Annotated in this window: 14 protein-coding genes; 1 reads left to right on the top strand and 13 read right to left on the bottom strand. The window is 53.4% G+C overall.

The features are described from left to right. From tuf to H142_RS0106590, 13 genes are all read right to left on the bottom strand, one after another. Positions 1–1175, bottom strand: a 1175-nt coding sequence (gene tuf, locus H142_RS0106650; protein WP_017931334.1) for an elongation factor Tu, incomplete at its 3' end; no start/stop codon positions are given. A gap of 36 nt (positions 1176–1211) precedes the next feature. Then, the gene (gene fusA, locus H142_RS0106645) at positions 1212–3296 is read right to left on the bottom strand and encodes an elongation factor G (protein ID WP_017931333.1); all 2085 of its coding nucleotides are present in this window, start codon (positions 3294–3296) and stop codon (positions 1212–1214) included. Between the two features lie 28 nt (positions 3297–3324). Further along, positions 3325–3795 (bottom strand): 30S ribosomal protein S7, encoded by a 471-nt coding sequence (rpsG, locus tag H142_RS0106640; RefSeq protein WP_017931332.1) that lies wholly within the window; start codon positions 3793–3795, stop codon positions 3325–3327. A gap of 11 nt (positions 3796–3806) precedes the next feature. Beyond that, on the bottom strand, positions 3807–4178 hold the full coding sequence (gene rpsL / locus H142_RS0106635; RefSeq protein ID WP_017931331.1) for a 30S ribosomal protein S12: 372 nt from the start codon (positions 4176–4178) through the stop codon (positions 3807–3809). 644 nt (positions 4179–4822) lie between these two features. Next, entirely contained in the window at positions 4823–5425 is a 603-nt protein-coding gene (gene msrA / locus H142_RS14720; protein ID WP_017931330.1) for a peptide-methionine (S)-S-oxide reductase MsrA, read from the bottom strand. A gap of 94 nt (positions 5426–5519) precedes the next feature. Then, positions 5520–6275 (bottom strand): N-formylglutamate amidohydrolase, encoded by a 756-nt coding sequence (locus tag H142_RS16225; RefSeq protein ID WP_017931329.1) that lies wholly within the window; start codon positions 6273–6275, stop codon positions 5520–5522. Positions 6276–6282: 7 nt separating this feature from the next. Further along, positions 6283–6675: a DoxX family protein gene (locus H142_RS16220; protein ID WP_017931328.1), complete on the bottom strand. Its 393-nt coding sequence runs from the start codon at positions 6673–6675 to the stop codon at positions 6283–6285. A 161-nt stretch (positions 6676–6836) separates the two neighbouring features. Further along, positions 6837–7439 carry a recombination mediator RecR gene (recR, locus tag H142_RS0106615; RefSeq protein WP_017931327.1) on the bottom strand — a complete coding sequence of 201 codons (603 nt, stop codon included), beginning with the start codon at positions 7437–7439 and terminating at the stop codon, positions 6837–6839. A 6-nt stretch (positions 7440–7445) separates the two neighbouring features. Continuing rightward, positions 7446–8360, bottom strand: coding sequence for a TIM barrel protein (locus tag H142_RS14705; RefSeq protein ID WP_017931326.1), 915 nt, complete (start codon positions 8358–8360; stop codon positions 7446–7448). Beyond that, positions 8360–8677 carry a YbaB/EbfC family nucleoid-associated protein gene (locus H142_RS0106605; protein ID WP_017931325.1) on the bottom strand — a complete coding sequence of 106 codons (318 nt, stop codon included), beginning with the start codon at positions 8675–8677 and terminating at the stop codon, positions 8360–8362. The genes H142_RS14705 and H142_RS0106605 overlap by 1 nt, the downstream gene beginning before the upstream one ends. After that, complete coding sequence (locus H142_RS14700; RefSeq protein ID WP_017931324.1) at positions 8674–10431, bottom strand: DNA polymerase III subunit gamma/tau; 1758 nt, start codon at positions 10429–10431, stop codon at positions 8674–8676. The genes H142_RS0106605 and H142_RS14700 overlap by 4 nt, the downstream gene beginning before the upstream one ends. 112 nt (positions 10432–10543) lie before the next feature. Continuing rightward, on the bottom strand, positions 10544–12547 hold the full coding sequence (locus tag H142_RS14695; RefSeq protein ID WP_017931323.1) for a cation:proton antiporter: 2004 nt from the start codon (positions 12545–12547) through the stop codon (positions 10544–10546). Between the two features lie 96 nt (positions 12548–12643). After that, complete coding sequence (locus H142_RS0106590) at positions 12644–13213, bottom strand: hypothetical protein (RefSeq protein WP_156811911.1); 570 nt, start codon at positions 13211–13213, stop codon at positions 12644–12646. A 69-nt stretch (positions 13214–13282) separates the two neighbouring features. On the opposite strand from H142_RS0106590, the gene H142_RS16810 reads away from it, so the two are divergent. Beyond that, positions 13283–13888, top strand: a complete 606-nt coding sequence (locus H142_RS16810; protein WP_156811910.1) for a hypothetical protein — start codon at positions 13283–13285, stop codon at positions 13886–13888. Positions 13889–13892 lie beyond the last annotated feature (4 nt).

Genomic DNA, 13892 nt, shown 5'->3' with positions numbered 1-13892 from the left:
TACTCAATAATTTTTGACACGACGCCGGCGCCGACGGTGCGTCCGCCTTCACGGATAGCGAAGCGCAGCTTCTCTTCCATCGCGATCGGGACGATCAGTTCGACATTAATATTGACGTTGTCGCCCGGCATAACCATTTCCGTGCCTTCGTTCAATGTCACAACACCGGTCACATCAGTCGTACGGAAGTAAAACTGCGGACGGTAATTGTTGAAGAACGGCGTATGACGGCCGCCTTCGTCTTTGGTCAGGACATAAGCCTCACCCACAAACTTCTTATGCGGCGTTACGCTGCCCGGCTTACACAGCACTTGGCCACGCTCAACATTTTCGCGGTCAACACCACGGATCAGCGCGCCGATATTGTCGCCGGCCTGACCGGAGTCCAAAAGCTTGCGGAACATTTCAACGCCCGTACAGGTCGTTTTCTGCGTATCGCGGATACCGACGATTTCAATCTCGTCGCCCACTTTGACAATCCCGCGCTCAACACGCCCGGTGACAACCGTACCGCGGCCTGAGATGGAGAATACATCTTCGATCGGTAGCAAGAAGGGCTGGTCAATCGCGCGCTCAGGCTGGGGAATATACTCATCAACAGCCTTCATCAAAGCGCGAATGGAGTTCTCGCCAATCTCGGGATCGGTGCCGTTCAGCGCCGCCAAAGCGGAGCCCGGAATAATCGGAATATCATCGCCAGGGTAATCGTAAGAGGACAGCAGCTCGCGCACTTCCATCTCAACCAGCTCCAAAAGCTCTTCATCATCAACCTGGTCAACCTTGTTGAGGTAAACCACCAAAGCCGGAACGCCGACCTGACGGGCCAAAAGGATATGTTCGCGCGTTTGCGGCATCGGGCCGTCCGCAGCGTTGACAACCAAAATGCCGCCATCCATTTGCGCCGCGCCTGTGATCATGTTTTTCACATAATCAGCATGTCCGGGGCAGTCGACGTGAGCATAATGACGGTTTTCCGTCTCATACTCAACGTGAGCCGTAGAGATGGTGATACCGCGCGCACGCTCTTCAGGCGCGCCGTCAATCTGGTCATAATCCTTGAAATCACCGAAATACTTCGTGATCGCCGCCGTCAGCGTCGTCTTACCGTGGTCAACGTGGCCAATCGTGCCAACATTGGCGTGCGGCTTGTCGCGTTGGAATTTTTCTTTTGCCATTTTAAGCTCCTCTGGAGGTCGTTTAAGGGGCGCGCCTTACGCGCCCGATTGTTTGCTAATCACTTCGTCCATGACGGCTTTCGGCGTCGCGGCATAGTGGTCAAATGTCATTGTGAACTGCGCGCGGCCTTTAGTCTTACCGCGCAGGTCATTCACGTAACCGAACATATTGGCCAGCGGGACCATGGCATTGACGACATTTGCGTTTCCGCGAATCTCTGTGCCTTCAATCATTCCGCGGCGTGAATTCAGATCGCCGATAACGTCGCCAACATGCTCTTCCGGCGTCACAACTTCGACTTTCATAATCGGCTCGAGCAGCTTGATGCGCCCCTCTTCTTTGATCTGACGGAACGCTGCGCGCGCCGCAATCTCAAAGGCCATCACGGATGAGTCAACATCATGATAAGCGCCATCATAAAGATTGGCTTTAAAGTCGATGACCGGGAAGCCCGCAAGCAGGCCCGACTCGGCCATCGTGCGAATACCTTTTTCAACGCCCTGGAAATATTCGCGAGGAACATTACCACCGGTAACTGTTGATTCAAATTCAACGCCGGAACCGGGCTCAAGCGGCTCAAACTTAATCTTAACACGGCCAAATTGACCTGAACCACCGGACTGTTTTTTGTGCGTGTAGTCGATATCAACGGGTGCAGCCAAAGCTTCACGGTAAGCCACTTGCGGCTGACCGATATTGGCTTCTACGCCAAATTCGCGCTTCAAGCGGTCAACAAGGATGTCGAGGTGAAGCTCGCCCATACCCGCCATGATGGTTTGACCTGACTCATGGTCTGTTGAGACACGGAAGGATGGATCTTCAGCCGCAAGACGCTGCAGGCCAAGGCCCAACTTTTCTTGGTCAGCTTTGGATTTAGGTTCAATCGCGATCTCAATAACCGGATCAGGGAACTCCATACGCTCCAGAATAACCGGCTCACTCGGATCACATAGTGTATCGCCCGTTGTTGTGTTCTTCAATGACGCCACAGCGATAATATCGCCCGCATAGGCAATCTTAATATCGTCACGGTCATTAGAATGCATCATCAGCATACGGCCAACGCGCTCTTTATTTTCTTTAACCGTGTTCAAAACATGCGAGCCTGATTCAAGAACGCCTGAATAGATGCGGCAGAATGTCAAAGTGCCCACAAAAGGGTCATTCATGATTTTAAAGGCCAGCATGGAAAGAGGGGAATCATCAGAAGCCTTGCGCGTCGTCGGCTCGCCGGTTTTAACGTCGATGCCTTTAATAGAAGCGATATCCAGCGGGCTTGGCAGGTAATCAACAACTGCGTCCAGCAAAGGCTGTACGCCTTTATTTTTAAAGGCTGTGCCACAGAAAACGGGAACAACTTTATTGGCAATCGTTGCCTTGCGAACAAGGCGCTTAATTGTCGCCGCATCAGGCATTTCGCCTTCGAAATAGGCTTCCATGACAGCGTCGTCCATATCGGCAACGGCCTCGATAAGAGCAGTGCGATATTCTTTAGCCTTTTCGACCATATCAGCAGGAATTTCGACAGTATCGTATTTCGCGCCAAGATCCGCATCATCAGGCCAAACATAAGCAACGTTTTCGACCAGATCGACCACTCCGCGAAACTCTGTTTCAGAGCCGATCGGAAGCTGCATCTCAAGAGCGTTGCCGCCCAGCCGCTTTTTCACAGATTCAACAGAGGCGTAGAAATCAGCGCCGGTCTTGTCCATTTTATTAATGAATACCATGCGCGGGACTTTATACTTGTCGGCCTGGCGCCAAACAGTCTCTGTTTGCGGCTCAACACCGGCATTGGCATCCAAAAGCGTAACCGCACCGTCAAGCACGCGCAAAGAGCGTTCAACTTCGATTGTGAAGTCAACGTGACCAGGGGTGTCAATAATGTTCAGACGCTTACCGGCCCAGAAACAGGTTGTCGCAGCGGACGTAATCGTAATGCCGCGCTCTTGCTCTTGCTCCATCCAATCCATAGTGGCCGCGCCGTCATGCACTTCCGCAATTTTATGGTTCTTACCTGTATAATAAAGAATCCGCTCAGTACACGTGGTCTTACCGGCGTCAATATGCGCCATAATACCAAAGTTACGGTAATCTTTTAATTCGTATTCGCGGGCCATCTTACGGTCTCTTTAAAAAAATTATGTCTTACCAACGATAATGAGCAAAGGCGCGGTTCGCCTCGGCCATGCGGTGTGTGTCTTCGCGCTTTTTCACAGCCGAGCCGCGATTACTGGACGCATCCAGTAATTCACCGGCGAGACGCTCGCGCATTGTATTCTCGTTACGTCCGCGTGACGCGTTAACAAGCCAGCGGATAGCCAGAGCCTGACGGCGCTCAACGCGAACCTCGACGGGAACCTGATAGGTCGCCCCGCCAACGCGGCGTGAGCGAACTTCAACGCTCGGCTTAATATTTTCCAGCGCGTCATGGAAAACGCGGATCGGCTCTGTACGGGCCTTTTCCTCAACAATATCCAGCGCGCCATAGACGATTTTCTCGGCAGCAGACTTTTTACCGTCAAGCATGATTGCGTTCATGAACTTGGACAGAACCAGATCGTTGAATTTTGGATCCGGTAGGATTTCGCGTTTCTCAGCGCGGTGACGACGTGACATATCTAATACCCTTACTTAGGACGCTTCGCGCCGTATTTCGAACGGCGTTGACGGCGCTCTTGCACGCCTTGTGTATCCAGCACGCCGCGAAGGACGTGATAACGAACGCCGGGCAAGTCTTTTACGCGACCGCCACGGATAAGAACAACGCTATGCTCTTGCAGATTATGTTTCTCACCACCGATATAGCTCACAACTTCGAAGCCGTTGGTCAGACGAACCTTGGCAACTTTACGCATCGCAGAGTTCGGCTTTTTCGGTGTCGTTGTATAGACGCGCGTGCAAACGCCACGTTTTTGCGGGCATTGCTCCAGCGCCGGAACTTTGTTCCGTTTGGCTTTCGGTTTCCGCGGCTTGCGGATGAGCTGTTGGATCGTTGGCATAATCTACCTTAGTTTTCAGCCCGCCCCCCGCTCATATGAGAAGGGTCGGGGCGTTAGTCCTGCACAAATAGCAACCGTCTCCGCCCTCTTAACTTCCGCAAAACCGCCCCAATGGACGTTCAAGCAGAAAAAAGCGGCGGGCCGCTTGCTAAAACAAAGCCCAGCTTATGGTCACAGACCAAAGGCTAAACCTCTATGAAATCTCGTTTTTTTCACCAGAAGAAGGGTTTCTAGGGCAACCCCCAGACAGTCAATCTCCCAAGTGAGCCGCCATATACGCGCGCAAATCGACATCGTCAACAGCGCCCTTCGCATTTTTACTGTGAATCTTCAGACTTTAGGCGGCCGTACTAATTTGTTGCAATAACAACGGGTTTTAGAACGCTAAGTTCCTTATTCGTTCGATATGCGGCCACAGAAATGAATATGGCGGCCTATATTAACTCCGCTTTAATACTATGAGTAACGGAACGGTATCATATCGGGAAAGGAGCACACCTGCCCTAATTTGGCCCAATTCGGCAATATGTTAGAAACTGTAGACAGCCAAACAGCACCCGGCTCTTTATAAAGTTGCTCCGCCGGACTTGGTCACGGCGTTAGAATTCCCTCCGGTAGAGACTCCCACCTCTGCCGGAGGATTTTTATGCCGTGACGCGAGTTGGCATGGGGCAGACAACGCCCGTCGGGCCGTGATTGCAATATCCAGCCGGATTTTTCTGTAAATATTGTTGATGATAATCCTCTGCAGCGTAATATGTCTGCGCGGGCAATATCTGCGTCGTGATCGCGCCAAAGCCTTTATCATGATATGCCGCCCCGTACCGCGTCACCGCCTCTTCGGCGGCCATGCGCTGACCGTCATCAAATGTGAAGATGACGCTACGATACTGGCTACCCCGGTCATTGCCCTGCCGGTCGCCCTGTGTCGGATTATGGTTTTCAAACATGACCTTGAGCAGATCGGCGTAACTGATGACAGCCGGGTCATAGACGACATGCACAACTTCGGCATGGCCGGTGCGTCCGCCGCACACGGATTTATAAGTCGGCGCGTCGTCCGTGCCGCCCGCATAGCCTACAGACGTTGCGTATACGCCCGGCAATTGCCAAAAAATGCGCTCTACTCCCCAGAAACATCCCATGCCGAACACGGCCTGCTCCATTCCTTCGGGATAATCGCCAAACATATTGCGTCCGGAAATAAAGTGATCTTGATTGTCACACAGCTGATTTTCAATTTTCATAGCGCATTCCTCGTGTCGCCTGATATATACTGACGGCATATAGTCATAAACGCGCCACGTTCAATATCGTGCCGAACCCTTCATCGCTTGCTTATCAGCGCGGCGCAATGGTCGACCGACGCATGACGGGGCCGATGACACGCGAGAGAATATCGGCCATATTGCTTTGCGCGGCGGGCGTCGCGATGAAATCCTGACGCACTTCTATATAGAGGTGGCGCAGACCGCGCGGCATGACGTGGCGATCAACCGTGTAATTTAAATCCCACGCCGAATAAGGCTCATTGATACGAACATCATAATTATATGAAATTGTAGCAAATTCAGCGATAGCGTCATTCGCGCTTTGCGGATCGGCCTTGACTAAAAACCCAATTTCGACCCCCCGCTTATCACCCCCGCGCAGCTGTGTTGTAAAACTATGCATAGACACGATAAGTGGGTCAATTGTGCGCTTAGCACACACGTCTACCGCCCTGCCCAGTGCGTCATGATAGGGCGCATAATAGGTGTCTATGCGCGACTGGCGCGCGGTGGCAGTTAGGCTCGCATTGCCGGGAATATGTGTCCCGTCGCTGATTGTCGGGATGAGGTTTTTCGCCTTAAGGTCGCGGTTACAATCAATGACGAGCCGGGAAACTCCTGCCAGATGTCCAGCGCAGCCGAATTCTCTACACAGCGCGTGGATTATACCCTCCGTGCCGATGTCTACAGCTATATGGCGCGCGCGGTCCTGCGGGGATATCCCAAGCCCTTGCATAGCCTTCGGAATATGAGCGCTGCTGTGATCTCCGAAAAAGAGCAGGGGCGCATCGCCCCTGGCGGCAATGGTATGGTATGAAGCGGGCATTTTGAGGCTAGTTATCGCGTCCAAACAGCGGTGTGTCTTTGAGTAAAACATTTAAAACAATAAGCCCGGCAAACATGGCCAGCGCCATATAGAACAGACCCGGGCCAATACCCTCAGGGGAAATACCCAGCCAGGGGGACAGGTGAAAACCGATTGCGCCGAGCAGTATAATGAGTCCGGCCACGGCGCCGAGGCGCCGCGTGACAGGCAATAAAAGCAAAGCTGCTGTCGCCAGCTCCGCTGCGCCGGTCAGCATGCGGATAATGGGCTCGAACAGGCCAATGCCGGAATTATTTGCGATAGTCGCAAATATAATATTTTCGCTGCCGAATTTCTGCGCGCCGAAAAACACGAATGCCGCCGCTAAAATCAAGCTTAGGCCTATTGTCACAAGTCTCATTATTCATCCCCCGGCGCCTTAATACGTCCCAATCGGCCCATAACATAGAATAGCCCCATTGTGACCCAAAATCCGGATTTTGGTATATATCCGTTCGCCGTCGGTGAATTTGAATGATGTGAGCACCTTCTGTGATCAGTCTTCTGCTTTTGCGGATTATATTAGAAGGGGCGGCGCGAGCGCATCGCCGCGCTGAGCGTTCCATCATCCAGATAGTCAAGCTCCCCGCCGACAGGAACGCCATGTGCCAGGCGCGATACGCTGACATCGCTTCCCGCAAGTTTATCTGTAATATAGTGCGCCGTTGTCTGTCCGTCGATTGTCGCGTTCATCGCCAAAATAACTTCGGTAATGTCGCCGCGCCCTGACCGGGCAATCAGCGGAGCAATATTGAGGTCTTCCGGACGGACGCCATCCAGCGCGGACAGGCTTCCGCCCAGAACGTGATAAGTGCCCCGAAACGCTCCTGCCCGTTCCAGCGCCCACAGGTCACCGACATCCTGCACCACGCAGATTTTTGTCTGGTCACGCCCCGGTGCAGCGCAAATATGGCACGGGTTTTGGCTGTCCACATTATAGCAAATCTCGCATGTCGTAATGCGCGCGGATACATCAGCCAGCGCCGACACTAAGGGATCCATGACCGTATCGCGTTTCTTTATCAAGGCAAGCGCAGCGCGGCGCGCTGAGCGCGGGCCGAGACCGGGTAGTTTGGCGAGCAGGCTGATCAGCCGTTCAATTTCAGGGCCTACAGTAGTGCTCATGGTGACCTAAACCTGCGCCGCAGCTGCCACGCGCTCGGAAAGCACCAACATATCAATCACAGCCTGATCATTATTATTGTCTTTGGGAACGCACTCCAACCCGATCGGGCCGGTATATCCGGCCGCTCTGGCCGCAGAAATTATATTCACATAATCCATCTCGCCCGTACCGGGCTGATTACGACCCGGACTGTCGGCAAGCTGCATGTAACAGACTTGATCGATACCCTCGCGCAAAGATGCGATCACATTGCCTTCCGCGCGCTGCATATGAAACAGATCCCAGTTTATTTTTACATAATCAGAGCCAATGACCCGCACCATATTGAGCGCATCTTTATGGCCATTTATAAAATGCCCCGGATGGTCATAAGGATTGAACGGCTCGACTGCAGCGAAGATCTTCGCCTCTTCAAATAACGGCGCAGCGGCTTCCAGATTGTGGCGGTAATTTTCTATAGAAAGCTCGTTGGACTGGTTTTCAATGATCTCGTGCCCGGTTATTGTCACAACGGGCGCGCCGAGAATTTTAGCTTCTTCAATAGCGGATTTCATGCTGGTCAGAAAAATATCGCGGCCATAGGGGGCCCCGAGTTTTGACGATGCTCCGACAATCTGTGTGACTTTGACGCCCGCGGCTTTCGCCATTTTTGCCAGCTCATTTGCGTTGAGGTTTGCAGAGCTGACAAACCAAATCTCGACCTGTGTGAAGCCCGCCAGCGCGGCCAGTTCGAAACGCTGTTCTAATGGAAGTTCCGTCCACCACATTTCCAAATTAACGGAGAAACCCTTCAGAAGCTTTTTGCGCTCGCCATGTCCGATACCGCCATAACGGCCATCCTTATCTGCCCCGCACGCTGACAGCGCGGCTCCGGCAACTCCGGCCACAAGTCCGGCTCTGATCAGCTCACGGCGGTTCATTAAAGGCTCATCCCGGGCGGGAGTTGAATATCACCCATCGCGTCTTTCATCGCCGCCTGACTGGCTTCGTCCATTTTGGCTTTGGCGTCGTGGAAGGCCGCAATGATTAAATCCTCCAGCACTTCACCCTCATCAGGGTTCAGAAGCGAGGGATCAATTTTCATAGCGCTCATATTGCCGCTGCCGGAGAGCGTCAGCGTCACCAGACCGCCTCCGGATTTCCCTGTTGTTGTCAGGGCCGCGACATCTTGCTTTGCACGCTCCATATTTTCCTGCATTTTCTTGGCCTGTTTCATCAGGCCCATAATGTCTTTCATAAGTGATCGTCCTGTGGTTTTGCGCCGAAATTGCCGGCAATAATTTGCGCGGATTTAGGCGCGCGCTCGCGGGTCTCCACCAGCTGCGCGCCTTTAAAGAGATTAAGCGCTGCAATGAGGTCGGGATGATTGCGGTCGGAATCGTCCTGCTCTTTTACCTCGCGGTTGCGGCGCTCTCGAATAGTCTCCGTGCCGACGGGCGCTTTTTCAATGACGATTGACCAATCCTGACCCGTCCAGTCTTTAAGCTTTTCCTTCAGATAGGCCGGAAGGCGCGGCGGCGACATTGGGGCAGGCTCAAATACGATTTTGCCCGGCGCAAAGCTGACCAAACGCAGGCAGGTCTCGATATCGCTGCGCAGGGCGCGCGAGCCTTCGGCCTCGGCGTGGTTAGCAATATCTTCCAGCGAGTTGAACATTACCGCCTCTGTAGGCGCAGGCTCTGGTTCTGACTCAAGGGCGGGCTTTCGCGCCGTCATAGACACAGGTTGCGATCCGCCGCTTTCGCGCGATTGCGGAGCCGGGTCTGACGCCGGTGCTTTGGGTGCAAAACCGGCTATATCTTTAGCGCGGCCTTCGCTGCCCATATCGGCAATCAATTTCGCGGCCAGCTCTGGCGGCGGCATTTCAGCAGCTACGCAGAGCCGCAATAATGCCATCTCGGCAGCAGCCAGCGGGTCAGGCGCAAGGCGTGTATCTTTATACGCTTTAAGAAGCATTTGCCACAAACGCGTGGCCTGTCCCATGGTCAACGCGTCTGCGATCTCGCCGACCTTTCGCGCCACATCAGGCGACGCGTCCATGCCATCCGCGTCTCCCATCGCTTTAGCGCGGCTGACTTCGTGACATAAGTCGAGCATATCGCGCATAATCACAACCGGATCTGCGCCGTGATCATATTGGGCGCGCATCTCCGTCAGCGCGCCTTTAGCGTCGCCCAGCGCGGCCAACCCGAACAAATCCAGCACGCGAACGCGGTCAGCAAGACCGAGCATATCGCGCACTTGCTCCATGGACACTTCGCTGTCTTTATCCAGACGCTGGACGATCGCTTGATCAAGAAGCGACAGACCGTCGCGTACAGAGCCTTCGGCGGCGCGGGCAATCAGCGCAAGGCCGTCATCGGAAATTTTAGCGTCTTCCTGCTCACTGATACTTTTTAAATGTGCGGAAAGCTCGGCGACGTCGACGCGGCGCAGATCAAAACGCTGACAACGTGACAAAACGGTGATCGGCACTTTGCGAATCTCGGTTGTCGCGAAGATAAATTTGGCATGATCCGGCGGCTCTTCCAGCGTTTTGAGCAGCGCGTTAAACGCACCGGTTGAAAGCATGTGCACTTCGTCAATGATATAGACTTTGTAACGGGCATCGACAGGAGCGTAGCGAACGCCGTCCAGCATTTCGCGCATATTCTCGACGCCTGTGCGGGAGGCCGCATCCATTTCCAAAACGTCCATATGGCTGCTGGCCATAATGTCGGCGCAGTGTTTGCCCAAAACCGGAAAATCAACTGACGGGCCGGCAATATCGTCAGTTTCGTAATTGAGCGCGCGGGCCAAGAGCCGCGCCGTCGTAGTTTTACCAATCCCCCGCACGCCGGTTAACATGAAGGCGTGAGCCACGCGGTTAGTCGCAAAGGCGTTACGCAGGGTTTTCACCATAGCGTCTTGACCAATAATGTCGTCAAAACTCTGCGGGCGGTATTTACGCGCTAAAACCTGATATTCGCCGCTTGGCTTGGGATCACTCATATATCGACTATAGGCGCGGCGGAATGGATTCGCAAAGCGCCATTACGCTCCTAACGGGGATAACTCACTTCCCTGTCCTATTATGACGTCTACCTATTTAGGCTGGTCTCAATTATGCGGGAAGAACGCCGGACGGATTGGGGTTTTCCTGCGCGCGGGCATCTTCGCTGGCGCGGTCGGCGCGCACAGGGCCGAAGGTTAAGACCGTACTGCCAGCTTCAACCTTCAGCTTCTCGCCGGAGTTCGGTATCGCAACAAAACCATCAGCGCGCTTGATCATCAGGATGTCCGTATCCTCGCCGCGATCCGCCAAAAGATCAGTCAGCGTATATTCCTCGCTTAATTTGGTAGATCGGAAACGATACCCCCCCCACCAATTTTGCGTCAAGCCGTCAAAGTTACGCCCTTGGGTGGACAAAATACGGCCGCGCGCGGTGAAGGTAATCGCGGTCTTGTCATATTCGTCTTTTTCAGGACCGGCGAGCTGGAAGACGCGGTGGCGACCCAGCTCTGGCGCGAACTCGACGCAGACCAGCGAATTATAGGCATCATTAGGCGTCGCCGCGATAAGATGCTGGAATTTACTGTGATCGAGATTGTAGTCAGCATGTTCGGACAGGACTTCGCCGTAAAACACATAATGGCCCTCTTGGCGCGCGCCGCGCAAACGGCGCCAATTGGTATCCGCGACAGTGACCGGAACGCCCATATCTTTCAGACCCTTCGCCAAACCGAGTGACCACGGATTGGCTCCGACAATCAACACACCCTCGCTGTTTTCTGTGGCGAGACCTAAGGCTTTAGCCAAAGGCGTCACGGTGAATGAGGAGAACAATACGGTGGCAAAAACCAGAGCGAAGGAGAGCGGCACGAAAACGGCGCCTTGCTCCAGGCTGGCCGCCAGAGCGAAATTGCCCTGTTCAGCATATTCTGTTGAGAGCGCGACAAGCTCGGTCGCGAAGAAACCCGCCACAGCCACGGCAACAATACCGCGCGGCGCAATAAGGCTGACGATCAGAGTCTCTTTCCAGTTCAGTCCGCTAAAGGCTGTGCCAATGAAGACCGCAATAGGGCGGACCAGAAAGATTGTGACCAGGACAAATGTCGGGACCTGCCAATTATCAAAAAAGGATTTAATCACATCCGGCGTCAGGGTCGCCGTTAGAATGACGAACACGCCGGAGACCAGCAGAACCGCAATGTTTTCTTTGAACCGGCGCATTTCCACCAAAGAGGCGAAACGCGAATTGGCCATGGTAATACCCATAGCCGTCACAGCCAGAAGTCCGGTTTCTTCAGCCATTTCATTAGCGAAAACATAAATCAACAGCACCCAGACCAGCATGACAGGGGCTTTGAGATATTCGGGAATAATGCCGCGGTTAAAGGCCTGACTCATCGCCCAGCCGGACACAATTCCGATGACCGTGCCGAATATAGCCGCAAAGGCGAGCATGCCGAAAGCAAATTGGAGGCTGCCGCCTGCGGCGGTAAAGCGGATAAATTCATAAGCACCGACAGCAAATAACGCGCCCATCGGGTCATTGACGATACCTTCCCATTTCAGCACGTTGGCAGGCCGCTCTGCGAGATGAGCCTGACGCAGAAGTGGAACGATCACGGTCGGGCCGGTAACCACAAACAGCCCGCCAATCATGGCTGAAATGTCCCAAGGTAATTTCACGATATAATGCGCCGCACAGGCCCCTAACAGCCATGAAATGGGGCTGGCCACCAGAAGCATACGGCGAATGGGTTTGGCGAAGCCCTGAATTTCGCGGAATTTGAGAGTTAACCCGCCCTCAAACAGAATGATGGCGACGGAAATTCCTATCACAGGTCGCAGCAAATCTCCGAAGTCCTTGATCGGATTAAGCCGCAGGGCATCCATCACCCCGAAAACAGGGTTGCCAATTTTTGCAGGCAGCCAATCAGGCATGCTCAGCGTTAAAAGGTAGCCCAAGAGCGGGCCGAAAATAAGTCCGGCGAGCGCCATCAAGACGATGGCGGGTTTTTGCAGTTTCCACGCCAGCCACTGCGCGCCGATACCCAACCCGCCAATTAACGCCATTTTTAATGGCAAAAGATGTACTATATGCGAAGCAGTTTCGGACATAAATTTTTCCGTTATCGGGCTATATCAAAGCGTTTTTTTGCCGAGTTTTTATGCCGTGGCAAGCTAAAAGCGGCGGTCGTGTGAACAGCCCCATATTTATGTTAGAGTAGGGACAGGTGTTTCTGTAGTCTCAACGCGGAGAATATCAAACCCAATATCTGTACCGCCGTAATCGCCGTCATCATAATGATCAATGCGGCTCTGGAACCAGTTAAGCAGATAATCGGTTAGGGATTCAAAAACCGGCATCATATTTTCATCTTTGAGGGGCAAATTCAGTTCTGCTGTTAATTTGTTTTCGGCGCGAATATAGATGCGATCCCCAGCTTTACGCGCCGTCATAACCAAACGCATATAATCGTCCGACTCCGTGACGCGCACGGCCAATCCAAAACTAATCGGCTCCAAAGGCAAAACGCCTTTGCCAGAGACAGAAAACGCTGCAGACCCGTAGTTTTTGCGGCTAAAACCGCCTTGAGGCGGCACTAAAAATACGCATTCTCGGCTGTCATCAAGAAACGCGCACAAGCCATCACGAAGGCGTTCGGCTACCGATCTGATTTGAACATAATTATCTAAGCTACGCAGGCCATAGGCATTCGCAGCAGCTTCAATTTGGGATAACCGGGAGGCGGGCTTATCTGATATCGGGTCTGTTTTTGTCATGGCCGCCTTATAAGGACTACCGCGCCGAAAAGAAGCTGTTTTTGGCATGCCGCTTGCTGCGTCACTTATATGACACATCAATTCTTCCCGATGCGGCACAGCGCTATGCTGTGTAGCGCTGTTTTTGGACTTATTATAAGTGGGTGTGTTGGGCCTTATGACGCGCAAAGCACGCGTTTTGGCGACGCGCCGCAATACCGCCCGGATTACGCCTCCGAAGTTTACGTGCCTCAGCCCTACATACAGCCGTCTCGCAGTTATGGGCCGATCTGCTGCGTTAGTTATCAGCCCGCCGTTCAATATCGGCAAATCTCGACTTATTCGCCTCAAGTCTATGTCCAGCCTGTAATCCGGCGAAGCGTAGCACGCCCCTCGCCGGTTATTCGCCGTGTGATCAGTGCGCCCATGCCGCCTCCCGCGCCGCGCATCATCGCGCCCGCCGTGGTGACAACCGCAACGCCTGCCCCTAGGCCAACTCCTATTATGTCATCCGGCGGGAAGGCCACTAAAACATATGTGCGCCTTAACGGCTCGACATCAATTGAGGATTGGCATAAATGCGAGTCAAGCGCTGGAGGCTATAGCTCTGCTGGGTTTGAGAGCTGTATGCGAAGTAGAGGCTACGTTTCAGAATCAGAAGCCATATCGATATTAGAGGCACGCGAAGTGCAATAGACGT

The sequence above is a fragment of the Robiginitomaculum antarcticum DSM 21748 genome, assembly GCF_000365025.1.
GTDB lineage: Bacteria > Pseudomonadota > Alphaproteobacteria > Caulobacterales > Maricaulaceae > Robiginitomaculum > Robiginitomaculum antarcticum.
Note: the sequence above shows the minus strand (reverse complement) of the source record. Positions and strands in the feature narration are given on the sequence as shown.

Coding starts and splice junctions, on each gene's coding strand:
- fusA (WP_017931333.1), bottom strand. CDS start 3,296: ATGGCCCGCGAATACGAATTAAAAGATTACCGTAACTTTGGTATTATG.
- rpsG (WP_017931332.1), bottom strand. CDS start 3,795: ATGTCACGTCGTCACCGCGCTGAGAAACGCGAAATCCTACCGGATCCA.
- rpsL (WP_017931331.1), bottom strand. CDS start 4,178: ATGCCAACGATCCAACAGCTCATCCGCAAGCCGCGGAAACCGAAAGCC.
- msrA (WP_017931330.1), bottom strand. CDS start 5,425: ATGAAAATTGAAAATCAGCTGTGTGACAATCAAGATCACTTTATTTCC.
- H142_RS16225 (WP_017931329.1), bottom strand. CDS start 6,275: ATGCCCGCTTCATACCATACCATTGCCGCCAGGGGCGATGCGCCCCTG.
- H142_RS16220 (WP_017931328.1), bottom strand. CDS start 6,675: ATGAGACTTGTGACAATAGGCCTAAGCTTGATTTTAGCGGCGGCATTC.
- recR (WP_017931327.1), bottom strand. CDS start 7,439: ATGAGCACTACTGTAGGCCCTGAAATTGAACGGCTGATCAGCCTGCTC.
- H142_RS14705 (WP_017931326.1), bottom strand. CDS start 8,360: ATGAACCGCCGTGAGCTGATCAGAGCCGGACTTGTGGCCGGAGTTGCC.
- H142_RS0106605 (WP_017931325.1), bottom strand. CDS start 8,677: ATGAAAGACATTATGGGCCTGATGAAACAGGCCAAGAAAATGCAGGAA.
- H142_RS14700 (WP_017931324.1), bottom strand. CDS start 10,431: ATGAGTGATCCCAAGCCAAGCGGCGAATATCAGGTTTTAGCGCGTAAA.
- H142_RS14695 (WP_017931323.1), bottom strand. CDS start 12,547: ATGTCCGAAACTGCTTCGCATATAGTACATCTTTTGCCATTAAAAATG.
- H142_RS0106590 (WP_156811911.1), bottom strand. CDS start 13,213: ATGACAAAAACAGACCCGATATCAGATAAGCCCGCCTCCCGGTTATCC.
- H142_RS16810 (WP_156811910.1), top strand. CDS start 13,283: ATGACACATCAATTCTTCCCGATGCGGCACAGCGCTATGCTGTGTAGC.